Source organism: Burkholderia sp. RF2-non_BP3, from assembly GCF_001522185.1.
In the GTDB taxonomy this organism is placed as follows: Bacteria; Pseudomonadota; Gammaproteobacteria; order Burkholderiales; family Burkholderiaceae; genus Burkholderia; species Burkholderia diffusa.
Window position 1 is genome coordinate 469,681 of the sequence record NZ_LOSU01000033.1, and the last position, 25,348, is coordinate 495,028.

The window sequence follows — 25,348 nt, forward strand, 5'->3', positions numbered from 1 at the left end:
CTCAGCTCTGGTTTTGATCGGGCTCGTCGCGACGGCCGCCGAGCATCGGCTTGCTGCGCGCGTCGATCGCGCGCCGCTCGAATTCCTGCGGGGGAAGAATCGCCAGATCCGTTTCCGGTTCGGCGATGTCGGGGATGGCGTGGTGGGTCGCCTCGAACTGGGCGATCGCGCTCGCCAGCAGTTGCGCGAGCAGCTTGGCGTGCACCGGGCTGACCGCGACGCGGCTCATCAACTGGACGTTGCCGGACTGCGGCTCGACCTGCCCGGCATCGATCAGGAACTCGAACGCGTTGTGCCCGACCTCGAAATAGTTTGCATAGCTGGCGAGCAGCGGCCGTGGCTGGCCGGCCGGCTGCGCCGGTTCCGGCGGGGCGTCCTGGAGTGGCTCGATGACGTGCACGACGGCCTCCTTGCATGGCGACGGGCGGTCTGTCCGTTCTGCTTCGCAAGGAGCGGGCCAATGCGCATGCGCCGACACAAGCGCTTGATTTGGCGTGGAATTTCCCGACCGGAGCGGGATTCGCGAATGCGGCGGGGCTGTACCATGTGACAGCCCGGCTGTCACACCGAGGCAGTGTTGCCGGCGTCCAGGTTGTACTTGGCCAGCTTGCGGTACAGCGTCATGCGCGACCAGTTCATCTGGCGCGCCGCCTCCATCTTGTTCCAGTTGGTCTGGCGCAGTACCGAGACCAGCCGCTCGCGCTCGTGCTCGCCGGCCGAGAAATCCTGCAGGAACAGGCGGCGGAATGCCGGCGGCAGGTCGCCCAGCCCGAACGGACGCCCTTCCGGCGCATCGACGAACAACGCCTCGACCAGGTTGCGCAGCTCGCGCACGTTGCCCGGCCACCGGTAGTGCCGCATGCATTCGAGCAACGCCGGATCGGGCCGCCCCACCCGCATCGCGCGCCGCTGGTTGTGCTCGGCGACGAAGTGATCGACGATCGACGCGATGTCCTCCGGCCGCTCCCGCAGCGGCGGGATCTCGATGCGCGCGACGTTCAGGCGATAGAACAGGTCGGCGCGGAAACGGCGTTCCGCGACCAGGTCCTCCAGACTTTCGTTGCTGGCGGCCACGATCCGGACATCGACCGGGCGCCGGCGCAACGAGCCGACCGGCATCACCGTGCGGTCCTCGAGCAGGCGCAGCAGCTTGGCCTGAACGGCGGGCGGCATCTCGCTGACTTCGTCGAGGAACAGCGTGCCGCCGTCGGCCTCGACGAAGCGGCCGGGAAACGCGTTCTGGGCGCTCGTGAAGGCGCCGCGCTCGTGACCGAACATCTCGGACTCGAACAGGCTGTCGGGCACCGCGGCGCAGTTCACAGCGATGAACGGCTTGTCGGTTCGCGGGCTGAGGCGGTGGACGGCGGTGGCGACGCGCTCCTTGCCGGTGCCGGTTTCACCGGTCACGAGCACCGTCGTATCGGTCTGCGCGACCTTCGCCAGATAGCGGCGCAGGTCGGCCATCGCCGGGCTCGAGCCGTGCAGCCCGAGTGACGTCGCGTGAATGCCTGCGGTCGTGTTCATGCGCGCGCCGTTCGGCTAACAAACCGCTGACGGATGACGCGCAGCCCCGATTTTCATCGCCACTTCCCCCGGTGGATGTTGAGGAACAAGGCAAGCATCCTCTATGGCGATTGTCGGCACGCGTTTAATTAGTACTGTGATGCGTGTTGAATGGATGAGCCGCGTGTCTCGGCGCCGGCCGATAATCAGTGTAGTTTCAATATCGCGCTTCGTACAACCTGCCGACGGTCGATGTTTGCGCGCGGACGGCCGGCCGCCGGTGCGCGGGCGATCCGATCGACTCGGGCATGCTCGACGTAATGGCGAAGGTGTGATGTGTGTGTCATGTCACGCATGTTCATCGATCCGTCAGCAATCAGCATGCCGAACGAAATGCCGAGCGCGGCATTGGAGAATGCGTATCGTTCACGCGGCGCGCGCGGAGACTTCGCACACCGCATCCGCGGCGGCCGTCCGCGCATTCCGCTCACCCCGCCCGTCACGACGGCGCGGATTCGCCCTCGCGCAACGTGATGCCCGTCCACGCGCCGCTCGCGGCCAGTTCGCCGACCAGCTCGACGATCGTTTGCCGCACGGCGAGCGCGGCGGAATTGACCGGAGACGTGTTCGACCAGCACAGGCTGGCAGGCCGGCGAATTTCCGGCTCGACGATCCGGCGCATCCTTGGCCGGCCGGACGGCTCGCGCGACGCCAGCGCGGACGCCGGCAGGATCGTGCACGCGAGCCCCGACTGCGCGAGCGAGATCATCGTCGGCAGCGAATCGATATCCGCGATGACGTTGAGCGGCACGTCCTCGCGCGCGAATGTGCGTTCGAGCAGCAGGCGCAGCCCGTTCTGCACGCCCGGCGCGACGAGCGGCACGCCGGCGAGCGACGCGAGTGTGCACGTGCGCGTGCGCGACGACACCGCGCCGCCCGGCTCGCCGAGCAGATACAGCACCTCGTCGAACAGCGGCATCGCGGTGATGCCGGTGGTGTTGGATTCGCGGAACAGGATCGCGAGGTCGAGCCGCCCGTTCGCCAGCAATTCGTTGATGAAGCCGCTCATGCTTTCGAGGTACTGCAGCCGGATGCCCGGATAGCGCGCCCTCACCCGTTCGAACAGCGGCACGGCGAGGCTCGCGGTCATCGTGGTGGGAAACCCCACCGCGACCGTGCCCGACTCGCTGCCCGCGCCTTCCCGCACTTCCTGGCGCAGTTGCTCCATCTGCCGGAGCACGAGCCGCGCATGGCGATACAGCGCCTGTCCGGCCGCGGTCGGCTTCACGCCCTGCGGGCTGCGCACCAGCAGCGTGACGCCGATGTCGCCCTCCAGCTTCGCGATCTGCTGGCTCAGCGACGGCTGCGCGACGAACAGTTTTTCGGCCGCTTTCCCGAGGCTCCCGTATTCAACGATGCTGACGAAGTAACGGAGCTGGCGGATGTCCATGGCGGGTTGGTCGATGCGAAAAAGTCATAGGGTACCCCTATGACCGGCACATTCAAACGGTATTTCCGCCGCGCGCGAGCTTCACCTAGAGTCACTTCATGCCAAGTCGAAACCGCCGGCCTGCCCGGCGATGGAGGTGACAGTGAACGCGCCCCGGTCGCATGCCAGCGACGATGTCCAACAGGTCGCGACCGACCTGATCAGCACCGAACGGGCAATCGCCCTCGCGGCGACGCTCGACCATCCGACCGTTCCCGCGACCGGCGATGCGTTGCCGCCCGCCTGGCACTGGCTGTATTTCTGGTCGATCGCGCAGCAGGCCGAACTCGGCCCGGACGGTCATCCGCGCAAGGGCGGCTTCCTGCCGGACCTGGGGCTGCCGCGGCGCATGTGGGCCGGCGGCCGCCTGACGTTCGAACGCGCGCTGACGATCGGCGCCATCGCGACGCGCACGTCGCGCGTGCTGTCAGTCGAACGCAAGGAAGGCCGCAGCGGCACGCTCGGCTTCGTCACCGTCGAGCACGTGATCGAATCCGGGGGCGAAGTCGCGATCCGCGAGGAACACGACATCGTCTATCGCGGCCCGGCCGCGCCCGGCGCCGCCGCGCCCCCGCCGAAGGCCGCACCCGACGATGCGCAATGGCAGCGCGACATCGCGCCGGATGAAGTCATGCTGTTCCGCTATTCCGCGCTGACCTTCAACGGCCATCGCATTCACTACGACCGCACCTACGTGCGCGACGTCGAAGGCTATCCGGACCTCGTCGTGCACGGCCCGCTCATCTCGACGCTGCTGCTCGATCTCGTCACGCGCTCGCTGCCCGGTGCGACGATCGGCGAATACGCGTATCGCGCGGTACGGCCGACTTTCCTCGGCAACACCTTCAGCGTGTGCGGCCGCCTCGCCGACGACGGCAAGACCGTCGATCTCTGGGCCAGGGATCACGACGGCTGGCTGACCATGTCCGCGAGCGCGATCCTCGCCTGACATTCCCCGATACGAAACATGAATCCTGCCGACGCGCACCAAGCCATTCGCGAAGCCGTTCGCGACCTGTGCGGCGAATTTCCCGCCGAATATTTCCGCAAGATCGACGCGGAACGCGGCTATCCGGACGCGTTCGTCGACGCGCTGACGAAAGCCGGCTGGCTCGCCGCATTGATTCCGCAGGAATACGGCGGCTCGGGCCTCGGCCTGACCGAGGCGTCGGTGATCATGGAGGAAATCAACCGTGCGGGCGGCAATTCCGGCGCGTGTCACGGCCAGATGTACAACATGGGCACGCTGCTGCGCCATGGTTCGGCCGAGCAGAAACAGCGCTATCTGCCGAAGATCGCGAGCGGCGCGCTGCGTCTGCAGTCGATGGGCGTGACCGAACCGACCACCGGCACCGACACGACGAAGGTCAGGACAACCGCGGTACGCAAGGGCGACCGCTACGTGATCAACGGGCAAAAGGTGTGGATCTCGCGCGTGCAGCACTCCGACCTGATGATCCTGCTCGCGCGCACGACGCCGCTGTCGGACGTGAATAAGAAGTCCGAAGGAATGTCGATCTTCATCGTCGACCTGCATCACGCGATCGGCAACGGGATGACGGTGCGCCCGATCCCGAACATGGTGAACCACGAGACGAACGAGCTGTTCTTCGACAACCTCGAGATCCCCGCTGAGAACCTGATCGGCGAGGAAGGCCAGGGCTTCCGGTACATCCTCGACGGATTGAATGCGGAGCGCACGCTGATCGCGGCCGAATGCATCGGCGACGGCTACTGGTTCGTCGACAAGGTGTCGCGGTACGTGAAGGATCGCGTCGTGTTCGGCCGCCCGATCGGCCAGAACCAGGGCGTGCAGTTTCCGATCGCCCGCGCGTTCGTCAACGTCGAGGCGGCGAGCCTGATGCGCTTCGAGGCCGCGCGCCGGTTCGACGCGCACGAGCCGTGCGGCGCGCAGGCGAACATGGCGAAGCTGCTCGCCGCCGATGCGTCCTGGGAAGCCGCGAACGCGTGCCTGCAGTTCCATGGCGGCTTCGGCTTCGCGTGCGAATACGACGTCGAGCGCAAGTTCCGCGAGACGCGCCTGTATCAGGTCGCGCCGATTTCGACGAACCTGATCCTGTCGTACGTCGCCGAGCATATCCTCGGCCTGCCGCGTTCGTTCTAACGGAGCAATGAGCATGCGCCCACTGGAAGGCATCAAGGTCGTCACGTTCGAGCATGCGATCGCCGCGCCGTTCTGCACGCGCCAGCTCGCGGATCTCGGCGCGCGCGTGATCAAGGTCGAACGCCCGGGCGTCGGCGATTTCGCGCGGGGCTACGACGAACGCGTGTCGGGGCTCGCGTCCCACTTCGTGTGGACCAACCGCTCGAAGGAAAGCATCACGCTCGACGTCAAGCAGCCCGCGGCGCTCGACATCGTGCACAGACTGCTCGCCGATGCCGACGTGTTCGTGCAGAACCTCGCACCCGGCGCGACGCAGCGCCTGGGGCTCGACGACGACACGCTGCGCGAGCGCTATCCTCGCCTGATCGTCTGCGACATTTCCGGCTACGGGCTCGACGGACCGTTCCGCGACAAGAAGGCGTACGACCTGCTGATCCAGAGTGAATCCGGATTCCTCAGCATTACCGGCTCCGACGGCGAGCCGGCCAAGGCCGGCTGCTCGATCGCCGACATCGCCGCGGGCATGTATGCGTATACGAACATCCTCGCCGCGCTGATCGAGCGCGGCCGCACCGGACACGGCCGGCACATCGACGTGTCGATGCTCGAAAGCATGGTCGAGTGGATGAGCTATCCGCTCTACTACGCGATCGACGGACAGTCGCCGCCGCCGCAAGCCGGCGCATCGCACGCGACGATCTTTCCGTACGGTCCATTCAAGGCCGGCGACGGGAAGACCGTGATGCTCGGGCTGCAGAACGAGCGCGAATGGAAACGCTTCTGCGAGACCGTGATCCGCATGCCCGGGTTGGCGACCGACGAGCGTTTCGGGTCGAACAGCCGCCGCGTCGCGAATCGTGACGAACTCGCGGCCGTCATCGTCCGCGCGTTCTCGACGCTGACGGCCGCCGACGTGATCGACCGGCTCGAGCAAGCCGGCATCGCGAACGCGCGGATGAACGACATGCACGGCGTCTGGGCGCACGAACAGCTCGCCGCGCGACATCGCTGGACCCGCGTCGATACGCCGGCTGGCAAGATCCCTGCCCTGTTGCCGCCCGGTGTCGCACCGAGCGACGAGCCGCGCATGGATCCAGTGCCGGCGCTTGGCCAGCATACCGATGCCGTGCTGCGCGAACTCGGCTATGCCGATGAACAGATTCATACGTTGCACGCATCCGGCACGGTCTGACGGGGGCCTTTTCGCGTTGAGCGAAGCGCGCGAAGCGTTCGATAAAAAGGGTTCCGTGCGAATTTCCGCTGACGTGCTGTTCGCCCCCTTTACAGCGCACTCAAGCGTGATCGCGTGTAACCCCGTACGCGCGCGCAGGCACCACGCTGCCGATGGTGACATAAAATAGAACGTACTCCAGACTGAAAAAGGGGGCCGACATGAGGCGCCTCTATTTCCTCGTACCCGACACGCAGATGGCCAAGGCGATCGTGGATGACCTGCTCCGCGCGCGCATCATCTGGCGCCATATCCACGTCCTCGCCGATCACAGCGTCACCCTTGAAGAATTGCCCGAAGCGTCTTTGCTGCAAAGCAGCGACGTCGTGCACGCGCTCGAGCGTGGTGTCGCACTCGGCGGCGCGACGGGCGCGCTCATCGGTCTCGTCGCGCTCGTGTTCCCCCCTGCCGAGCTCGTGATCGCGGGCGGCGCCGTCGTCGCATTGACGGTGGTGGGCGCGGGCTTCGGCGCGTGGACGGCCGGTATGATCGGCATCGCCGAACCGAATGCGCGACTCGAGCGATTTCGTGACGCGATCAAGGAGGGCCAGATTCTGATCATGGCCGACGTGCCGGCATTGCGAGAGCAGGAAATCGAGCAGATGATCGCCCGACATTTTCCGCAGGCGGATCTGGAGGGCGGCGAGCCTACGTCACCGGTTTTCCCCTGACACGCGGAAACCGGCCTGCCTGAGTGCTGAGGTCGATCCTTCGGCAAGGAGGTCCTATGGAACTGCACATTCAGTCACACCATTGGCAACGGCGCATGCCGGACTGGCTCGCCGCTGCCGTGGCCGGTCTCGCGGGTGGCGCCCTGGTGATCGTGCTCGAATTCTTCTGGTCGACCATGGTGCTCGATGAAAGCCCGTGGCAACCGACCCACAAGATCGCGGCGATGGTGATGGGCCGTGGCGCGCTCGAACAAATGTCGGTGTTCAGCTTCAGCATCGTGGGCGTGGCGCTCCTGTTGCACTACGTGCTCGGCGCCATCATGGGGATGATCCTCGCCGCGATCATGGCCCCGTTCCGCTTCGATTCGAGCGTCGGCATGGAGGCCGTCATCGGCCTGGCTTTCGGGATCGTCGCGTATGTCTGGAACTTCTACGTGATGACCGCCGTGTTCCCCTGGTTCATCTCGGAGCGCGGCTCCGGACCGTTGTTGGCCAACCTGCTGTTCGGGGTGGTCACCGCCGTCGTCTACGGCATGCTCGAACGGCGCAAGCAGAACGCGACGCCCTGACACGCCGTTGCTTCGCGCCGCGCAGGACGGCTGCCTCGACGATCCGCGCCGGGGGCGGCCGTTTTGCTCGTCGTCGCGGGGAGGTTGAACCGTCAGTTGTGCGATGCATGCGGGTATGGGAGCGTGCTTCCTCCATTCCGCTGCCTTGCACGATGCAAAGGAGCAGACTACCTTTTCTTTAGAGCCGCCGACGACGCTTGGCGAATCGGACTTGGTGGACTGCCGGCAACATGTAATACGAAATCCGGCAAGGCGGCACGACGATGCCAGGAGCGCGGATTGGCGGCTCCGGCGTGTGACGCGCGGCGAGGCGGCCCATGGCGCTTGCGATTGCCCTGATCGTGATCATCGCATTGGCGGTGGGGTTTCACTTTGCCAGTCCCTGGTGGATCACGCCGATCGCGTCGAACTGGGTGCGCATGGACGACATGCTGACGATCACGCTCGTCATCACCGGCGCATTCTTCATCGCGATCAACCTGTTCATCGCGATCGCACTGATGCGCTACCGCCACCGCGGCGGGCATCGCGCGGCCTACGAGCCGCACAACCGGCGGCTGGAATGGTGGCTGATCGGCCTGACCGCCGTCGGCGTCGCGGCGTTGCTGGCACCCGGTCTGTTCGTCTACGCGGACTACATCCGGCCGCCGAGCAACGTGCTGCAGATGGAGGTGCTCGGCCGTCAATGGCAATGGCGCTTCCGCTTCGCCGGCCCCGGCGGCAAGCTGGGCACGACGGACGTGCGCTACGTCAGCAACGACAACCCGTTCGGCCTGAATCCCGCCGACCCCAACGGCCGCGACAACTACCTGATCGAGACGCCCGAGGTCCACCTGCCGCTGAACCGGCCGGTCCAGGTCCTGACACGGTCGCTCGACGTGCTGCACGACTTTTATGTGCCGCCGTTCCGTGCGCGCATGAACATGGTGCCCGGCATGGTGACGACCTTCTGGTTCACGCCGACCAGGGCGGGACGTTACGACATCCTGTGCGCGCAGCTTTGCGGTCTCGGGCACGCCAGCATGCGCGGCGTGGTGGTGGTGGAAGACGAAGCATCGTTCTCGCGCTGGCTGGCGCAGCAGGCCACCTTCGCGCAGCGGCAGCAGGCCGGCGTGCAGGCCGCCGCCGCCACGGCGGGCGGCAGCACCCAGGCGCTTGCCGACCAGGGCAAGGCGCTCGCGGCAGCCAAGGGCTGTTTCGCGTGCCATACCGTGGACGGCAGTCCGCGCGTGGGCCCGACCTGGAAGGGCCTGTACGGCAAGACCGAAACGATGGCCGACGGCAGCACCGCGAAGGTGGACGAAGCCTATCTGCGCGCGTTCATCCGCAACCCGACGGCCCGCGTCGTGAAGGGGTACGCACCGATCATGCCGCATTTCGACCTGAGCGAGCAGGAGCTGACCGCGCTCGTGACCTACATCGAATCGCAAGGCGGCGCGGCTGCCAGCACCGCGGCCAACCGCCAGCCCTAGCGGAGCAGACGCAATGCCCTACGCGCACACCGATCACGTCCCGAAAAGCTTCTGGACCCGCTATGTCTGGAGCCAGGACCACAAGGTCATCGCCGTGCAGTATTCGCTGACGGCCATCGCCATCGGCCTGGTCGGCCTCGTCCTGTCGGACCTGATGCGATTGCAGCTCGGCTTTCCCGGCAAGTTCAGCTTCATCGACGCCAACCACTATTACCAGTTCGTCACCATGCACGGGATGATCATGGTGATCTACCTGCTGACCGCGCTGTTCCTGGGCGGCTTCGGCAACTATCTGATCCCGCTGATGCTGGGCGCGCGCGACATGGTGTTCCCGTTTCTCAACATGCTGAGCTACTGGGTCTACCTGCTGGCCGTGCTGGTGCTGGTGGCGAGCTTCTTCGTGCCGGGCGGGCCGACCGGCGCGGGCTGGACGCTGTATCCGCCCCAGGCCATCCTGCCCGGCACGCCGGGCGTCGAATGGGGCATCGTGCTGATGCTCGTGTCGCTCGCGATCTTCATCGTCGCGGCAACCATGGGCGGCCTGAATTACGTAACCACCACGCTGCAGGCGCGCACCCGCGGCATGACGCTCATGCGCATGCCGCTCACGGTGTGGGGCATCTTCACCGCGACGATCATGGCGCTGCTCGCGTTTCCCGCGCTGTTCGTGTCGGCGGTGATGATGCTGCTCGACCGGACACTCGGCACCAGCTTCTTCATACCGGCCGTGGTGTCGATGGGGCAATCGCTCAAGCATGCCGGCGGCAGCCCGCTGCTGTTCCAGCACCTGTTCTGGTTCTTCGGGCATCCGGAGGTCTACATCGTCGCGCTGCCGGCCTTCGGCATCGCGTCGGATCTCATCAGCACGCACGCGCGCAAGAGCATCTTCGGCTACCGGATGATGGTGTGGGCAATCGTCATCATCGGCGCACTGAGCTTCGTGGTCTGGGCGCACCACATGTTCATCGCCGGCATGGATCCGTACTTCGGCTTCTTCTTCGCGACCACCACGCTCATCATCGCCATCCCGACCGCCCTCAAGGTCTACAACTGGGTGCTGACGCTGTGGCGTGGCGATATCCACCTGACCGTGCCGATGCTGTTCGCCATCGGCTTCATCAGCACCTTCGTGCTGGGCGGGCTGACCGGGCTCTATCTCGGCAACGTGAGCGTGGACATTCCGCTGTCGAACACGTACTTCGTGGTGGCGCACTTCCATATGGTGATGGCCGTGTCGCCGATCCTGGTGGTGTTCGGCGGCATCTACCACTGGTATCCGAAGGTGACGGGCCGCATGCTTGACGACACGCTCGGGCGCGCGCACTTCTGGGCCACCTTCGTCGGCACCTACGCGATCTACTTCCCGATGCACTATCTCGGCATCCTCGGCATGCCGCGGCGGTATTACGCGTACGAGGGCTACAGCTTCATTCCGCACTCGGCGCAGACGCTCAACGCGTTCATCACCGTCGTCGCGCTGATCGTGGCGGTGGCGCAGCTGCTGTTCCTGTACAACCTGGCGTGGAGCCTCGTGCGCGGCAAGCGTGCCGACGGCAATCCCTGGCGGGCCACCACGCTGGAATGGCAGACGCCGCAAACGCCGCCGGCGCACGGCAACTGGGGGGCCGCACTGCCCGTCGTCTACCGTTGGGCGTACGAATACAGCCCGCCGGGACAAGCGGAAGACTTCGTCCCGCAAAACCAGCCGCCCGCGACGGCACCGGAACCGGAACCGGCCCGCTCGACGCTTCAACCCGGCGAGGTACGCAAATGACCACGCTGCCGCGCACCTTCGTTCCCGACACGCCGCCGCCCGTCTTGCCGAATGCGAGCCGCGTCGGCCTGATCGTGTTCATGGCCGTGGCAACGGCCTTGTTTTCACTGCTTCTGCTCGCGTACGGCATGCGCATGCGCGAGCCCGACTGGCAGCCGATCCCGCATCCGGCGCTGCTGTGGTGGAACACCGGCGCGCTCGCGCTGGCCAGCGTCGCCATGCAGCGGGCCCGGCAGCTGACCGTGCACCGCGTGGCGTGGCTGGTGTGCGGCGGCGTGCTGGCCGCCGTGTTCGTGATCGGGCAACTGACCGCGTGGCGCATGCTGTCGGCGGCCGGGCAGACCGTCATCGCGAATCCTTCCAACAGCTTCCTCTACCTGCTCACCGGCCTGCACGGATTGCACGTGCTCGGCGGGCTGGCGGCCTGGGCCGTGACGATCGTGCAACGCCGGCATGTGGACCCGTTCCGGGCTCAACGCGCCATTTCGCTGTGCGCCCTCTACTGGCATTTCCTGCTGGCGGTCTGGCTCGTGCTGCTGGCCGCGATGTGGTGGCTCACCCCGGCGGTTGTCGCCGCCATCTGCGGGCCGCTGTATGGAGCCGCGCCATGACCTCGCCCACGCTCCCGCCGGAATCCGCTGCCACCCCGCCCGCCGACGCCGGGCCTGACGGCTGGCGCGGCATCGTCACGGACTGGTCGGCCGACCGCGAAGCCTTCAAGGTGCCGTGGGGCAAGGCGATGATGTGGATCTTCCTGCTGTCGGACACCTTCGTCTTCAGCAGTTTCCTGATCGGCTACATGACGGTGCGCATGTCGACCACGGCGCCCTGGCCCGACACGTCGAAGGTGTTCGGGCTCACGGTGGCGGGCGTCGACGTGCCGTTGCTGCTGATCGCCATCATGACGTTCACGCTGATCACCAGCAGCGGCACCATGGCGATGGCCGTCAATTTCGGCTACCGGCGCAATGCACGGCGCGCCGCCGCGCTGTTGCTGGCGACCGCGCTGCTCGGCGTGACCTTCGTGTCGATGCAGGCCTTCGAATGGACCAAGCTGATCGTCCACGAAGGCATTCGCCCGTGGGGCAACCCGCTCGGCGCCACGCAGTTCGGCGCGTGCTTCTTCATGATCACCGGGTTCCACGGCTTTCACGTGACCTGCGGCGTGATCTACCTGTTGCTGATCGCACGCAAGATCCTGCAGCCGGGGTTCACCGAGCACGGCAACTTCCAGATCGTCGAGATCGCCGGCCTGTACTGGCACTTCGTCGACCTGGTGTGGGTGTTCATCTTCGCGCTGTTCTATTTGTGGTGAGGCAGTCCATGGACCACTCCGATCCCGCCGATCGCCCCGACGCCGCGCACGGCCAGCAGCATCCGATCGGCATCTACCTGAAGATCTGGGGCCTGCTGTTCGTCCTGAGCACGTTGTCGTATCTGGTGGATTATTTCCACGTGCAGGGCCTGATGCGCTGGGTGCTGATCGTCGTGCTGATGATCGCCAAGGCCGGGCTGATCGTATCGATCTTCATGCACATGATGTGGGAGCGGCTGGCGCTGGTGTACGCGATCCTGATACCGCCGCTGTGCCTGCTGGTGCTCATGGTGCTGATGGCCGCCGAAGCGCATCACACCTTCGGGATGCGGGAACTCTTCTTTCGCTGATCGCGGTTCTCGTTCGTTCCTCGGGTGACGGATGCTTCGGATCACGTACGATCCGGCGCGCCGGCGTGCGAGCGGCTGGCTTTGCCCGGCAATCGACCGATCGCATCGGAACACTGAACGAGCATAATCCGGACTGGCCGGAGCCAGTCCGGCCACGGAGCTCGTTGAAAATGATGCGCCCCCGGCCGGCCTGCTTCATCGCCGGCAGGAACAGGCGGGCAAGGCGTACGCCGCTCAGGACGTTGACGTCGAAGAAACGCGTCCAGTCCGCGCCGGGGACGCAAGCCCGCCATGTTCCGATATTCAGGTTCGGGTGCGCGCGATCGACCGATGTTCGACTACACGGCGGCAGTCCGCGCCGCCCCGATCGGCATCAGCGCGTCCCGCGCCCGCCCGCGGGCTTGCCAGCCGGCTTCCGCGAACCCGCCGACGTCTTGCCAGCCGGTTTGCCGCGCGGCTTTTGCACGCTGAACGGGCTACCACTCGACAGGCTTGCCCCTTTGCCCGCGGGCGCGGCGCGCTGCCCCGTGGGCTTGCGCTTGCCTTCCCCGCCTTGCGGTCGCGGCTTTTTGCCGGCCGCCGGCATGGCGCCCGCCCCCGCTTGCGGCACCTTGGGCTTCTTCGGCTTTTTGGGTTTCTTGACGATCTGCCCGGTCGCGCTGGTTTCCGGCACGCGGTGTTCGGCTTCGAAACCCGGCTCTTCCTCACGGCGCAGCGTTTGCCGGATCAGCGCCTCGATCGCGGCCAGTTGCGGTGCTTCGTCGGCACACACGAGCGACACCGCCACACCGCTGGCGCCCGCGCGGCCGGTACGGCCGATACGGTGCACGTAGTCTTGCGCGACGATCGGCAGATCGACGTTGATCACCAGCGGCAGGTCGTCGATATCCAGGCCGCGCGCGGCCACATCGGTCGCGACCAGCATCTGCACTTCGCCCGTCTTGAAGCGCTCGAGCGCACGCAGGCGCGCGGGCTGCGGCTTGTCGCCGTGGATCGTGTCGACCGCATAACCCGCATCGTTCAGCATGGCCGCGAGGTAATCCACGCCATTGCGGGTCTTGACGAACACCAGCGCGTGGTCCCAGTTGTTCTCGGCCACCAGGTGCATGAAGAGGTCGGGCTTGTTCCGCTTGTCCACCGGCACCACCCACTGCTTGATCTTGCTGGCGGTGACGTTGGGCGGGCTGACGCTGATATTGACCGGACTGCGCAGAATGCTCGCCGCCATCGCGCGGATGTCGTCGGTAAACGTCGCGGAAAACAGCAGCGTCTGGCGCTGCACCGGCAATGCGGCAAAGACGGCGTTGAGTTCGCGCGCGAAGCCCAGATCCAGCATGCGGTCGGCTTCATCCAGCACCAGCGTCTGGACTTGATCGAACTGCACGGCGTTCTGGCGATTGAGGTCCAGCAGACGGCCCGGCGTGGCGACGAGCACATCCACGCCCTTGCGCAACTTCATCATCTGCGGGTTGATGCTCACGCCGCCATAGGCGGCCAGAAACCGCAAGTCGAGGCCCTTGCCGTACTCGACGAAACTCTGCAGCACCTGTTCGGCCAGTTCGCGCGTGGGCACCAGCACCAGAACGCGCGCGCGGTTGCTCGACACAGCCGGCCCGTGCTGCACCAGCCGCTGCAGCAGCGGCAGCGCGAAACCCGCCGTCTTGCCGGTGCCGGTCTGCGCCGCGGCCATGACGTCCTTGCCGCTGAGCACAGCGGGAATCGCCTTGGCCTGCACCGGCGTGGGTGTCTGGTAATTGAGGCCCTGCAGATTACGCAGCAAGGGATCGATCAGGCCTAGCGAGGCAAAAGACATGGACGTGTTCCGGGCTAAAACCGCAATTCTAGCGGTTGCGGCGACGATCGCCATGCGGATACCCGGCGCGGGGCGGCGTTCAGCGTCGGGCGATCCCGTCGAGCACGACAAGGATCGCCGTCGGCCACCCTATTTCGACACCGCACGCGTGAAAGGCCGCGGCACCCTGCCCGCCGCCTGACGATCGATCATCCAGCCGGGATAGTCGGGCGGCAATGCGCTCACGGCATCGAGCTGCGCAAGCTCGTCCCCGGTCAGCACGATATCGGCAGCACCGAGATTGTCTTCGAGCTGTTCGACGCGTTTGGCGCCGATGATGACGCTCGTGACATGCGGCTTGGCGAGCAGCCACGCGAGCGCGATCCGGGCGACCGACACGCGTCGCGCGTCCGCGATCGCGCGCATCGCTGCAACGCACGGCCAGGCGCGCTCGAGATCGACCGGCGGAAAATCGAAATGGCTGCGCCGCGAACCGTCTTCGGTCGGCGCGCCGGGGCCGAACTTCCCCGACAGCAGCCCGCCGGCGAGCGGCGACCAGACGAGGAGCGCCATCTGCTCGTCGATCGCGAGCGGCACCAGTTCGCGCTCCACGTCGCGTCCGGCGATCGAATAGTAGGCCTGAAGGGTCTCGAAGCGCGTCGCATGGAACGCTTCGCTGAGTCCGAGCGCCTTGCCGATCTTTCCGGCGCGCCAGTTCGAGACGCCGACATGGCGAACCAGCCCCTGACGCGTCAGATCGTCGAGCGCCCGCAGCGTCTCTTCGATCGGTGTCACGGGATCGTTCGCGTGGATCTGGTAAAGGTCGATATGGTCGACCTGCAGCCGTTCCAGGCTTCGCTGCACGGAATCCATGATGTGGCCGCGCGACGCGCCCTGATCGTTGGGTTTCGTGCCCATCACGCCCGCTGTCTTCGTCGCCAGCACGATCTCGCTGCGTGCGACGCCGAGGTCCCGAAGCGCCTGTCCGACGAGGCGTTCGGACTGACCGAAGGAGTAGATGTCGGCGGTATCGATGAAGTTGATTCCCTCGTCCAGTGCGCGCGAGATCAGTCGGGTCGCGTCGTCTTGGCCGACCGCGCCGATCGCGGCCCACATGCCGGCATCGGCATTGCCGCCCAGCGTCATCGTGCCGAGACACAGCTCGGAGACGTACAGGCCGGTGCGGCCCAGTTGCTTGTATTTCATGGCCGTTTCCTTCGAGGTCGGCGGGAAAAAGTGCGGCGGCGTCCGTTCCGGGGCGCCCCGCACGCCAGGTTTCAGCTGATGCGAGCGTGTCCTGCCCGGAATTGTCCGGCGATCGTTGCGACCCGTGCGCCATAGCGGCGTGCCGTCTCGAGATCCCCCGGCGACATTTCATCGGGCGACGCATCGGCCGGCGTCTGCGCCATCGGCGCGATATAGGAGCCCATGCGATTCAGGTCGTCACGCATCGACGCCTTCAGGTTCGCCGGCTTGATGTCCATGCTCACCCAGATGCCGCCGTGCTGCCCCGCAAGCAGAACGAAGTATTCGAGCGTATTGAGCTTGTCGCCGTTGATGCTTGCGCTGTTGGTGAAGCCGCCGAAGATCTTGTTGCGCCATGCGCCTTCGAACCAGGCCTTCGACGATGCATCGGCGAACTTCTTGAACTGCCAGCTGGGACCGCCCATGTAGGTCGGCGAGCCGAACAGGACGGCATCCGCGCCGGCAAGCGCGTCCCACGCGTCCTGCGCAATGTTGCCATCGGCGTCGATTGCGACGAGAACGCCGCCGGCCCCCTCCGCGACAGCCGTCGCCATGCGTTCGGTGTGCCCGTAGCCGGAGTGATAGACGACGATCGTTTTAACCGGAGAGATGTGCTGTGTCATGGTTGTGCCCTTTCGTTCAGGTGGTCGTCGGGGGACGACATCGGAAGGCACTTTACTGAGTTGAAATTGAGTTATAAATGACGGCCGATTGAACGTTCTGTTACTTCCAGAGAGAACAATGCAAAACCTCGACGCGCTGTTGATCTTCGCCCGTGTCGCCGAAATGACGAGCTTCACGCGCGCGGCCGAAAGCCTGGGCATCCAGAAAGGACGGGTGTCGATGGTGGTCCGCGCGCTCGAGCGCGACGTGGGCGTCGCGCTCCTGCATCGGACGACGCGCAGCGTGCAGCTGACCGAGGACGGACGCGCCTTTTATGCGCGCGCGCGGGACCTGCTGGCCGACGTACAGGAACTTCAGTCGATGTTTTCCGGCAATGGCACGCGGCTGCGCGGACGATTGCGCGTCGACATGCCCACCGAGCTCGCGCGCAGCGTCGTGGTTCCCGCGCTGCCGCAACTGATGGCGATGCATCCGGAGCTCGAACTGGAACTGTCGAGCACCGATCGGCGCGTCGATCTCGTCCAGGAAGGATTCGATTGCGTGATCCGTCTGGGGCCGATCGTGGACGAGACGCTGATTGCCCGGCCGTTGGGCCGCCTGCGCATGATCAACGCGGCGAGTCCCGGCTATCTGGCGCGGTATGGCTTGCCGCGAACGCTCGACGATCTCGTCGGTCAGGGACACCGGATGGTCCACTACGCGCTGACACTCGGCGCGCGGCACCCCGGGTGGGAATATCCGAGCGGCGACGGCTATGCGACGCTTGCATTGCCGAGCGCGATGCAGGTCAACAACGTGCAGACCTATCACGCAGCCGGGCTTGCGGGCATCGGGTTGATCCAGGCCGGGTATTCGGCGCTCGCGAATCATATCGAAAGTGGCGCGCTGGTCGAGGTGCTGCCCGATCTGCGTCCTGAGCCTCTCGCGGCGTCGCTCGTCGTCGCGCATCGGCGCAATCTGTCGCCGCGCGTTCGGGCGTTCATGGACTGGATCGAGGGGGTGTTGCAGCCTTATTTCGATTGACGGCGGTATGTAGATGAATGCGCCCACCCGTCACGACCAATATGTCCTACGGCGATGCCGCTCCTGTTCTATCACCAGCCGGTCGCGTCGAATGGCTCAAAACGGCGGCGGATTCAACCGTTCGATGGCATCACATGATTTGTTCACGATCGACTCCACGTTCTCGAAAAGGGACGCTTCATTAATAGAAGCACCTCACTCACGCGGGGGCCGTCGTGGATATAACACAGGCAGATATGCCAAAATGACAAGCGAAGCTGATCTACTTTTCGCGTTCAAACCGGGTACTAAAACCATGACCACCATGACTACCGCCGATCGCATTCAAAGTTTAGGTTTAGTGCTGCCTCCAGTTCCCGCCCCGATCGCCAACTTCGTGAGCTGGCGTCGATCCGGTCAGATTCTTTATTTATCGGGTCAGGGGCCACGTGATGCTTCCGGCTCAGTGATCAAGGGAAAATTGGGTCGAAATTATAGTGTCGATCGTGGCTACGCCGACGCCCGTCAAGTGGGTCTACAGCTTTTATCGACAATTCAGCAGGCGGTGGGGTCGCTCGACCACGTGGAGGGAGTTTTGAAGATCTTCGGAATGGTAAACGCCGAGCCGGATTTCCAAGATCACCCGAAGGTCATCAATGGATGCTCAGACCTGTTGGTCGAGGTTCTAGGTGATCGCGGCCGACACGCCAGATCGGCGGTCGGGATGGGTTCTCTGCCAAACGGGATGTCTGTGGAAATCGAAGCGATCGTAGAGATCGTGAACGGATACTAAGGCATCGCCGGGCGCCACTCCGAGAGTGGCACACAGGCGTCGTCGATCGTTTGCGGATTCAACCCGCACGCCTCGTGTGCCGCTCAAACGACAAGATTTCGTTTGGAAGCGGCCGACTACGCTGATCGATACGACGAACGGTTCGATCGGTTTGTTGTTACCGGACCCACGGCCTCGGAACCGAGTTTTGCAACCAAGTCCGGGGCGCAATGAGCATGCCACCCATCGCCAACCTATCCAGACATCCCAAGAAAGCCTGGGTACGTAGTCGAGACGGCTTGAGCGTCAGATATGCTTACGGTCTACATGGCACATGAACACTCTTCGTATGTGCGTAAAGATTATCGACTTTGCATTTTGATGAGCTCATTCCATTGACGGTGAAGTGCGGATCGCTCTTCTGATGACAGCCCTTGGTTACTTGAAGTACGCAAGCATCCGGACTGTCGATGATTCTTTTAAGGTCGTCACTCTCCCCCCTCAAGAAATTCGTCGCCCCCGACTTATCGTATTTTCGCACATCGCTGTTTTCTGGCTCGCTCCACTCGTTCGCAAACTGAATCTTCGCATGGGCAGACGCTGCAAATGCCAAAAAGAAGCTGAAAATCAAAAGAATTCTTAACACGATTCTCCTCCAGTCTGAAAATGCCAAATTCAATGAGTTGAGCTGTCTCGTTCGCGTCAAAGGTGTTCGTTCTTCCAGTCGGTATAGACGTCCTTGAACGAACAATTGTAGCCTGCTCCCGTATGCGACTCCGGAGTGATGCTCGTTTCGATATTTTTCAGGCCGATGGTCACGAGCTGCAACTGTTGCTCATCTTTCCAATCCGCACGGTCGGCGCTGTAGGCCTTCCAGATGCCGCGCCCGTCTGCGTCCAGCACGGGCATGCTCCACGAAATAAAGTTGCGTTGCCCCGTTACCCATGCGCCGCCGCCAATCATTGGCGAGTCGCTTGCACCGCGTTCATGTACCAGCTCGGCGGTCGGATGGTGCCTTTTGTCGGTCAGCGTGGACGTGTAAACGGGTTCGAGCGCCGCGCCATTGGTCGCCTTGATGGCGATGACATAGCCCGTCAACATGTGCGCTCTCACATTTGTCCCATCGCCTCCATGTGGAGACTGCACGTTGGCTGTCTTCACGCACCAGACTCTGAGCGGCGCATAGCGGGCCTGCGTGACAGCTTCGTGAGGAAATCCGATACCAGTAATCGTTGGACGTTCATAGTAGTCGATGCGCGCGCCGCCTCCGGTGATGACAAAGCCGAAGGCATCTATGCCCATCTCATGCTGCTCCAGACTATCCTCTGCTTTACGATCGAACACGCGCACATCCCACTCATTGTCCGGATCGTAGAGCAGAATGAGACCCATCGTCAGCTTGGCCTTTGCCCTGTCATCATGATCCGTATAGGCTGCAGCTCTTGTCTTCAAGCGCCATTTCCAGATTTCTTTGCCATTCTTGGTTTCCTTGATCGGATAGCTTTCGATGAGCACGTGGTCTGTGTTCGTGAGCGCACCGCCGCCGCCGGAGAGGATCTTCCATGGTGGCGGTAACGTGACTTCCACGGCGCCGCCCTTGGTTTCCTCATCCCTGGTCACCGTCACGTATTTCAGTCTCATCTGCGGTTTCGCCAGAGCGGATGCGTGCGTTTTCAGGACCTCCTCCAATTGCTTCACCGTGTCGATTCTCGTGCCTTTCTCTGTCGCTGCACGTATCCCTTCGGCGAGCCGCCGATAGCATGCCAAGTCCGATCCGTTCAGCGATTGAAGGAAGACATCGTGAATCCAGACGCGCTCGAGCAATTTGGCCAGGATGCCGCGCTTGTCGGCATCAAGCTCGACAGATTCCGTCGTGCGCAGCAGGTCCCAGACGGCAATCGCCTCCCGGCGGTCGATTACGCTCCACCATTCCGAACGCAACAGGCTCTGCCTCCATTGGTCGAACGGCATCTCCTGCAGTCCTCCGCGCCCTACGATATTCACGCGGACATCCTGTTGCTTTTTGCCGGCCTTCGTGACCATGCTCGTCGCCGAAACCGAGGACGTCGTGTTCTCGTGCGCCGACGATCCGCCCGCCAAGAACTTTCCGAAGAATCCGGCACCGAGCGACCCCGCCTTCTGTTGCGCTTCGCTCAGCGCTGTTTCCAGGTCATCATAGGTTTCTCTACTGGTTGACTCTGCTCTGGCCACATAGCTGTATCGTCCACCTAGCGTGACCGACCGGAAGACGTGACCGCCAAAGTTTGAAAGAAAGAGGCGCGCATACTCGTCGTGCAATTGCGGGTCCGCCTTGGAAATCTGCATCAGATGGCGCACGGCCGTGTCAGACAGCGCGATCGTTTCGCGCGGTAGCGTGATGACCATCTTTGGGGCATAGACGCTGCGCTCTTTCACCTTCACGGACTGCCAGGTTTTTTGCGCGTGCGCCTTGGATTCGCTGGTCATCCTCGATTTTGCGTACTGGAAGGCGCCGCATATTGCACCGATGCCCGAAGAGGTGAAGAATCCGCCAAGAAGACTGTTCGAGGTCGAGTATGTATGCGAGGATTCCTTAATAGTCCTCTCTGCGAGTTGGTAATTCTGTTCGCTCTCGTAGTCGCTGACGACTTCTTCATATGCTGCGGGCGTGCCACGCCCACAGACGGCTGTCACCAGATCGCTGCCACTGACCTCGTAGATGCCAGTCGCCGAAATCAGCAACCCGCGCTTCAAACAATTCTGCGTGGCCAGGGCGTCCACGTCCTGTGGTTTCCAGTCTTTGAAAATCAACGCGCTGAATGCTTCATCCGCGGCTCTACTTAGCCCGTGCGTCACGGCATCGAGCGCTTCATTGAGGTCCTCCACGGTCGCAGGTGATCGACCGTCGAATACATTGAGGAGATCCCGCGAATTCACCTTGGTCAGAATCGATGCGAGCCTTTGCTGGGTCTTCTCGGAAATGTCGTCGGACAGATCATGGGCCTTGTCGGCATCTTGTTGGCGCAGCGCATTGACTTCGTCCACAGCTTGCTTCAAATGCTCGTAGCGTGCGACCGCATTCGCATCGAGCCCTGACTGCCGGAAATCCGGACGTGGTTTCGCCTGCTCTGCCTCCAGCATGGGTAATGATAGCGATGCCAGTTGATTGCTGAGCTCGGCCGAGCCAAGTACGGTAGTGGTAGCGTCGAGGTCTGTCGTTTTGCCGAGTTTCCTCGTCAGTTTTTGAAAGGTTCCTTTAGCGTCGGACTTGTTGTTCAATGCGCGACGCAGTGAGTCCAGTGATGTTACCCCCTCACTCTCGAAGACGGGCATCAGTTCCGCGCCGAAGCCGTTGGCGCCGAGATACGCTTTCAGTTCCGCGTTCGCACGCGGACGCAAGATGGTGCGGGCCGGTGGTTTGAGTTTCACCATTCGATTCGGCTCGATCTCGGTCAGCAAGGTTCCCAGCCTTTCGTCGACATCATCGGCTCCGACCAACTCTCCCGCAAGGGCATCGCTCGTGGTCGCAGACTTGCCGCTAAGCGCTTTACGGAGCGCGTCTTTTCCAGGGGCGCTACCGATGACCTTCCGCAGCTCGACGAGGTTGGTGACGCCTTGTGCTTGTAATTTCTTATAAGAGCTGCCGGCACCAATATGGCTCAGGAGGAGCTGTAGCGATCGAGGATCGTCATCCTCAAGTCTGGCGGTTGTAGCGGCGTCTTGTGTCTTCTTAGCCATGGCGGATCCCCATTCTTACATTATTTTTCAGGAATTCTTTCGACTTTCTCTTTGTAATTTTCTTGTCGCTCTGGACATATGAATTTACGCATTTCGAGCGGGATTGCCTAGTGATTTTGCATCATCTCCCGCTAGCGGCGGCGTGGTGGCCTCAAGACTTTAATGTTTCTTGTCCGAATTATCCGAGTACCGCTCCACGGTGCAGTGGAAACTTTGAAGACCTGCGTCGGCAGGCGTGCAACTCCGGCCTACCGATCCCGATGCAACGAGAACCTTGGGTTCTCGGTTCTTACCTATTCGGTCTGGCGTCGCGATAAGCGTAAGCTAACCATTCGTTGAATAGCCGTTCAGCCCACCGAGCCGTCAGCGCCGTCGCAACTGGCCGTCTTACGCTCGTAAGCGACCGCTGAGTACGTGCTGGATCGGAGGACCGCTTCGGGTCGATGTCGGACGTCGACGTCGCTCGGAAATGCATCGTTCGATGCGCGTCATGGACGGGCCCGCACCGATAGACGCGAAAGTTGAATTCCGGTCTCGGCGGAGACAGCGACCGTCTAATCGTGGAGTAGTATTCCCCCAATGTCCAAGTTATTGCTCGGCCTCCGCGACGCACAGCCAACCCATCCGTGACGAGGGCGGCAAGCTCGTGGAGGGTTTGGAAACCGCTTGAACAATGCGTGTGGTGGCGTCGGCCGTGACGATGGCGTCGACGGGAATGCATCATGTCAACCGAGTGGAAGCACCGCGTCAGACTGTTTATCCGGCGCTTCTGGCAGCCGACCAGTGCGTGCATGACCTGCATGCCGGGAAGCTGGGGAAATATCACGAGCCTTGCCCACTGGTCCATTGCGTTTCATACAGGTTTGTTCACCGGACTCCTGGCTGTACTTTTGACTTTCACACCCGCGGCGAAGCTCTACACGCATCGATACGGCAATGCGCTGATCGTTGGTGTCCTGACAACGTTGGGCGATGCCTACTCGCACACGAGTCACTACCGCATCCCCTTTGTCGAGCACATCTTGACGGGTGCAATTTCAGGTCTCTTGACGCTTGCGGCCTCATATCTCCTCGAAGATCGCGCGCGACGCCTTCGGGCGGTATGGGCTCGGGTTTTCGGATAGCGGATCCGCTGACTTTCCGAACCCACCGCGGCCGCTTGCGGCGGCGAGACTCTGGACTGAAAGATGTCTGACGAAGCAGCGACTTGAAAGACCGTTCGTCACCGAGGGGCGCCTGACGCAGCGGACCACGCTCGCCCCTTCCCTGACGTTCGGAGTCCCATCCGCCTAACGGCAACTGTCCAGGTCAAACAGTCCCCTCCTCACATCGTGCTCCACGACGCCAACAGCGCGGCAATACCGGCGGCATCAAACCAGCACCGCCTCCACGCGACGGCGGGGCGAGAACGGCAAGGTCGGTCCATAGCCGAAGCGCATGACGATATCCGGCCGGCGCCGGCCAGTATCGCCGACGATGCCTGCCAGAAGCGGACGAAAGCGGGCGACCTCGACGGGCTGATTGACGAAGGCGACCTTGATTCCAAGGTTTGTCGCCGTCAGCGCGAAGCGCTGACAGGCCCGACCGACCCTGATCCAATGCTCGTTGTCTTCCCGATCGCCGACAAACACGGCGATGCCCGCTGACGAATCGATTTGGTGTGCATATTTGTCGCGCTCGGTTCGGGCGTTGAAGAACCGTTCGAACGCGAAGCGGCCGAGTGCGCTCGGCAGCACGGGATTCCCGCTCGCAGCGGAGAACAGGCCGTCGCCCGACGACATGGCGCTGCGTGGGTTGAATCGGATCCATCGTTCCAGTTCGCTCATGAAAGCCGAATCCGCCATTTGAACGTCGTTGGCCGCGACAACCAGATCTCTGACCTTGTCGATCCTCATTCGGTCAGTGATGAGGGTCAAGTGAACGCCGGGCGTGGCGGCAGCCTGCTCGAGGAATGCGAGATCCGCGACAGGAACGGGATGCCTGTCATATTCCGCGCGCGTCGACTGTCGTTTCGCAATTGCAGCATGGAGCGAACTCGCCCTCGTCGATCCGTGGACGAATGCATAACGCGCGCCGTCCCCGCCGGGCACCATCTGCACCTCGCCCGGCCAGCCGGTTGCCGCCGCCGAGATGGCGAGGTTTTCCGCCGCGCATCCAAGGCTCACGAACAGATGATGGTCGTCCGGGTCGACAGCGGGTGTGCGGCGCGAGATATCCGGCAGAATGTCGATGAACCCGTCGCCGACATGAAACCACCAAGGCTGCGTATTGTGGCTGTTGGCGGCAAGAGTCGCATGGCGGATGAGCCCGCCAAGGTTCGGCGGCATTGTCAGATCGGCACGCAGGCGCTTTGCATAGGCCTGATAGTCGGCCATCGATCCCACGGACGACATCCACGCCGTCGTGCCGCCGGCCAGCAACAAGGCGCCGCCGGTGCCGACGAAAAAAGTTCGCCTGTTCATGCCAGATTCCCGTACGTTGCAGCGGGCAACGGAAAATTCGCAATGCCCCCTTTGGACCGCGAGTCCCAATCCCCCGTGCCTCAACCTATGTCAGGCAAATGCCGGCGCTGTTGATTTCAGTCAATTGCGGTCGGCTTGAGTCGAGTCCTGCGAAGCGGGCCGTGCAGGCGGTCCGCTCGCTCTTGTGCGCCGTGCGTCTCGAAGTCGCTCATCTTCGGCATTTGATTTGCATCAAGCGCCAAATGACACGGTGGTACAGGATAGGATTTCACGAACGGGAAGGTGATCCATGGACGAACAGATCAAGCAAAAGATCCTGTCATTGCTGGACCAGCATCGGATCATGACGATCGCCACGCTGAGGCCGGACGGCTGGCCACAGGCGACCACCGTCGGCTACGTGAGCCAGGGGCTGACGCTTTACTTTCTTTGCGGCCTGGAAAGCCAGAAGGCGGCCAATCTGGCCCGCGACGACCGCGTATCGCTCACGATCGATCACGACACGTCAGATCTGATGGCGATTACCGGCTTGTCGATGGCGGCGCACGCACAGCCCGTGACCGATCGTGCCGAAGCAGAGAAGGTCTTGCGCATGCTTCCACTGAAGTATCCGGATATGCAGGCGCCGCCGATGCCGATGCCGTCTCCTGACGAAGTCCGAATATTTCGCGTGATTCCGACAGTCATTTCGGTGCTCGATTACTCGCAGGGCTTCGGGCACACCGATCTTTTCACGTGCTAGTACCCCTCCCTATCAACCACGTGAAACTCCGTGACGCGGCGCTCGCATCGTAGCCCCAGGTGGGCAACCTGCGCCAAAGCGGGCTGCGTTTATGCATTGACCGTTTTTGTGATCGGCTTCGCCTTCGGCGCGATTCGTGTCCTGCTGCTGGTGCGGCTCCTGGGAGAGACGGCAGCGGTATCGCTCGAAGCGCCATTCATGCTTGCCGCGAGTTGGTACCTGTCGCGCTGGAGCGCGAAAAAACACGACATGCTGACAGATACCAACGAGGCGTTGCTGATGGGCGCGATCGCGCTGGCCATATTGACGTTTGCGGAAGTGTGCACTGGCTGGCTGCTGTTCAAAAGGACCGTGCTCGAGTACTTTGCCGGCTTTTGGTCTGTGCCCGGCGCGATCGGCCTCGCGAGCCAACTTTGCTTTGCAGGCTTTCCATTTCTGCAGGCGAGCGGTCACCGAATCGAATCGAGCAGGTGAGCGCGATTGCCGCGTGGTT

Annotated in this window: 24 protein-coding genes and 1 pseudogene; 15 read left to right on the forward strand and 10 right to left on the reverse strand. The window is 63.2% G+C overall.

The features are described from left to right. Window position 1 precedes the first annotated feature (1 nt). The 3 genes from WS45_RS18400 to WS45_RS18410 form a co-directional block, all read right to left on the reverse strand. Window positions 2–400, reverse strand: a complete 399-nt coding sequence (locus tag WS45_RS18400) for a DUF3467 domain-containing protein (protein WP_059535966.1) — start codon at window positions 398–400, stop codon at window positions 2–4. 161 nt (window positions 401–561) lie between these two features. Further along, on the reverse strand, window positions 562–1,524 hold the full coding sequence (locus WS45_RS18405) for a sigma-54 interaction domain-containing protein (protein ID WP_059535964.1): 963 nt from the start codon (window positions 1,522–1,524) through the stop codon (window positions 562–564). A 478-nt stretch (window positions 1,525–2,002) separates the two neighbouring features. Further along, a complete protein-coding gene (locus tag WS45_RS18410; protein WP_059700983.1) occupies window positions 2,003–2,953 on the reverse strand; it encodes a LysR substrate-binding domain-containing protein in 951 nt (316 codons plus the stop codon). A 130-nt stretch (window positions 2,954–3,083) separates the two neighbouring features. Between WS45_RS18410 and WS45_RS18415 the strand changes: the two genes are divergently transcribed. The 10 genes from WS45_RS18415 to WS45_RS18460 all read left to right on the forward strand — a co-directional run bounded on the left by WS45_RS18415 (window position 3,084) and on the right by WS45_RS18460 (window position 12,499). Further along, window positions 3,084–3,941: an FAS1-like dehydratase domain-containing protein gene (locus WS45_RS18415; protein ID WP_059700984.1), complete on the forward strand. Its 858-nt coding sequence runs from the start codon at window positions 3,084–3,086 to the stop codon at window positions 3,939–3,941. Window positions 3,942–3,959: 18 nt separating this feature from the next. After that, a complete protein-coding gene (locus tag WS45_RS18420; protein WP_059700985.1) occupies window positions 3,960–5,117 on the forward strand; it encodes an acyl-CoA dehydrogenase family protein in 1,158 nt (385 codons plus the stop codon). Between the two features lie 13 nt (window positions 5,118–5,130). Further along, on the forward strand, window positions 5,131–6,309 hold the full coding sequence (locus WS45_RS18425) for a CaiB/BaiF CoA transferase family protein (protein WP_059701038.1): 1,179 nt from the start codon (window positions 5,131–5,133) through the stop codon (window positions 6,307–6,309). A 200-nt stretch (window positions 6,310–6,509) separates the two neighbouring features. Next, entirely contained in the window at window positions 6,510–7,019 is a 510-nt protein-coding gene (locus WS45_RS18430; protein ID WP_059535954.1) for a hypothetical protein, read from the forward strand. A gap of 56 nt (window positions 7,020–7,075) precedes the next feature. Next, on the forward strand, window positions 7,076–7,588 hold the full coding sequence (locus WS45_RS18435; protein WP_059535952.1) for a hypothetical protein: 513 nt from the start codon (window positions 7,076–7,078) through the stop codon (window positions 7,586–7,588). Window positions 7,589–7,905: 317 nt separating this feature from the next. Further along, a complete protein-coding gene (locus WS45_RS18440) occupies window positions 7,906–9,060 on the forward strand; it encodes a c-type cytochrome (protein WP_059700986.1) in 1,155 nt (384 codons plus the stop codon). A 13-nt stretch (window positions 9,061–9,073) separates the two neighbouring features. Next, window positions 9,074–10,834 (forward strand): cytochrome c oxidase subunit I, encoded by a 1,761-nt coding sequence (ctaD, locus tag WS45_RS18445; protein WP_059690459.1) that lies wholly within the window; start codon window positions 9,074–9,076, stop codon window positions 10,832–10,834. Further along, a complete protein-coding gene (locus WS45_RS18450) occupies window positions 10,831–11,445 on the forward strand; it encodes a cytochrome c oxidase subunit 3 (protein WP_059690458.1) in 615 nt (204 codons plus the stop codon). Before ctaD ends, WS45_RS18450 begins: the two co-directional genes overlap by 4 nt. Then, complete coding sequence (locus tag WS45_RS18455) at window positions 11,442–12,149, forward strand: heme-copper oxidase subunit III family protein (protein WP_059690457.1); 708 nt, start codon at window positions 11,442–11,444, stop codon at window positions 12,147–12,149. The genes WS45_RS18450 and WS45_RS18455 overlap by 4 nt, the downstream gene beginning before the upstream one ends. Window positions 12,150–12,157: 8 nt before the next feature. Beyond that, window positions 12,158–12,499 carry a cytochrome C oxidase subunit IV family protein gene (locus WS45_RS18460; protein WP_059535940.1) on the forward strand — a complete coding sequence of 114 codons (342 nt, stop codon included), beginning with the start codon at window positions 12,158–12,160 and terminating at the stop codon, window positions 12,497–12,499. 166 nt (window positions 12,500–12,665) lie between these two features. Here the strand turns inward: WS45_RS18460 and WS45_RS36190 are convergent. The 4 genes and pseudogenes from WS45_RS36190 to WS45_RS18475 form a co-directional block, all read right to left on the reverse strand. After that, a pseudogene (locus WS45_RS36190) lies at window positions 12,666–12,779 on the reverse strand (oxidoreductase); the annotation flags it as partial. A gap of 93 nt (window positions 12,780–12,872) precedes the next feature. Beyond that, window positions 12,873–14,312, reverse strand: a complete 1,440-nt coding sequence (locus tag WS45_RS18465; RefSeq protein ID WP_059700987.1) for a DEAD/DEAH box helicase — start codon at window positions 14,310–14,312, stop codon at window positions 12,873–12,875. Window positions 14,313–14,441: 129 nt separating this feature from the next. Beyond that, entirely contained in the window at window positions 14,442–15,497 is a 1,056-nt protein-coding gene (locus WS45_RS18470) for an aldo/keto reductase (protein ID WP_059700988.1), read from the reverse strand. Window positions 15,498–15,568: 71 nt separating this feature from the next. Continuing rightward, window positions 15,569–16,159, reverse strand: a complete 591-nt coding sequence (locus tag WS45_RS18475) for a flavodoxin family protein (RefSeq protein ID WP_059700989.1) — start codon at window positions 16,157–16,159, stop codon at window positions 15,569–15,571. Window positions 16,160–16,277: 118 nt separating this feature from the next. Between WS45_RS18475 and WS45_RS18480 the strand changes: the two genes are divergently transcribed. Then, the gene (locus tag WS45_RS18480) at window positions 16,278–17,183 is read left to right on the forward strand and encodes a LysR family transcriptional regulator (RefSeq protein ID WP_059700990.1); all 906 of its coding nucleotides are present in this window, start codon (window positions 16,278–16,280) and stop codon (window positions 17,181–17,183) included. Window positions 17,184–17,478: 295 nt separating this feature from the next. Then, on the forward strand, window positions 17,479–17,955 hold the full coding sequence (locus tag WS45_RS18485; RefSeq protein WP_059700991.1) for a RidA family protein: 477 nt from the start codon (window positions 17,479–17,481) through the stop codon (window positions 17,953–17,955). A gap of 295 nt (window positions 17,956–18,250) precedes the next feature. Here the strand turns inward: WS45_RS18485 and WS45_RS35115 are convergent, their stop codons facing one another. Both WS45_RS35115 and WS45_RS18490 read right to left on the reverse strand, forming a co-directional pair. Then, window positions 18,251–18,580 carry a hypothetical protein gene (locus WS45_RS35115; protein WP_156437220.1) on the reverse strand — a complete coding sequence of 110 codons (330 nt, stop codon included), beginning with the start codon at window positions 18,578–18,580 and terminating at the stop codon, window positions 18,251–18,253. Between the two features lie 56 nt (window positions 18,581–18,636). Beyond that, complete coding sequence (locus WS45_RS18490; RefSeq protein ID WP_059700992.1) at window positions 18,637–21,651, reverse strand: MAC/perforin domain-containing protein; 3,015 nt, start codon at window positions 21,649–21,651, stop codon at window positions 18,637–18,639. Window positions 21,652–22,373: 722 nt separating this feature from the next. On the opposite strand from WS45_RS18490, the gene WS45_RS18495 reads away from it, so the two are divergent. Further along, entirely contained in the window at window positions 22,374–22,775 is a 402-nt protein-coding gene (locus tag WS45_RS18495) for a hypothetical protein (RefSeq protein ID WP_059700993.1), read from the forward strand. A 246-nt stretch (window positions 22,776–23,021) separates the two neighbouring features. On the opposite strand, the gene WS45_RS18500 is transcribed toward WS45_RS18495, so the two are convergent. After that, the gene (locus tag WS45_RS18500) at window positions 23,022–24,113 is read right to left on the reverse strand and encodes an Acg family FMN-binding oxidoreductase (RefSeq protein WP_059700994.1); all 1,092 of its coding nucleotides are present in this window, start codon (window positions 24,111–24,113) and stop codon (window positions 23,022–23,024) included. Window positions 24,114–24,402: 289 nt separating this feature from the next. On the opposite strand from WS45_RS18500, the gene WS45_RS18505 reads away from it, so the two are divergent. Together WS45_RS18505 and WS45_RS18510 are read left to right on the forward strand one after the other, a co-directional pair. Then, on the forward strand, window positions 24,403–24,855 hold the full coding sequence (locus WS45_RS18505; RefSeq protein WP_059700995.1) for a pyridoxamine 5'-phosphate oxidase family protein: 453 nt from the start codon (window positions 24,403–24,405) through the stop codon (window positions 24,853–24,855). Between the two features lie 96 nt (window positions 24,856–24,951). Further along, on the forward strand, window positions 24,952–25,329 hold the full coding sequence (locus tag WS45_RS18510) for a hypothetical protein (protein WP_059700996.1): 378 nt from the start codon (window positions 24,952–24,954) through the stop codon (window positions 25,327–25,329). The last annotated feature ends 19 nt before the right edge of the window (window positions 25,330–25,348 follow it).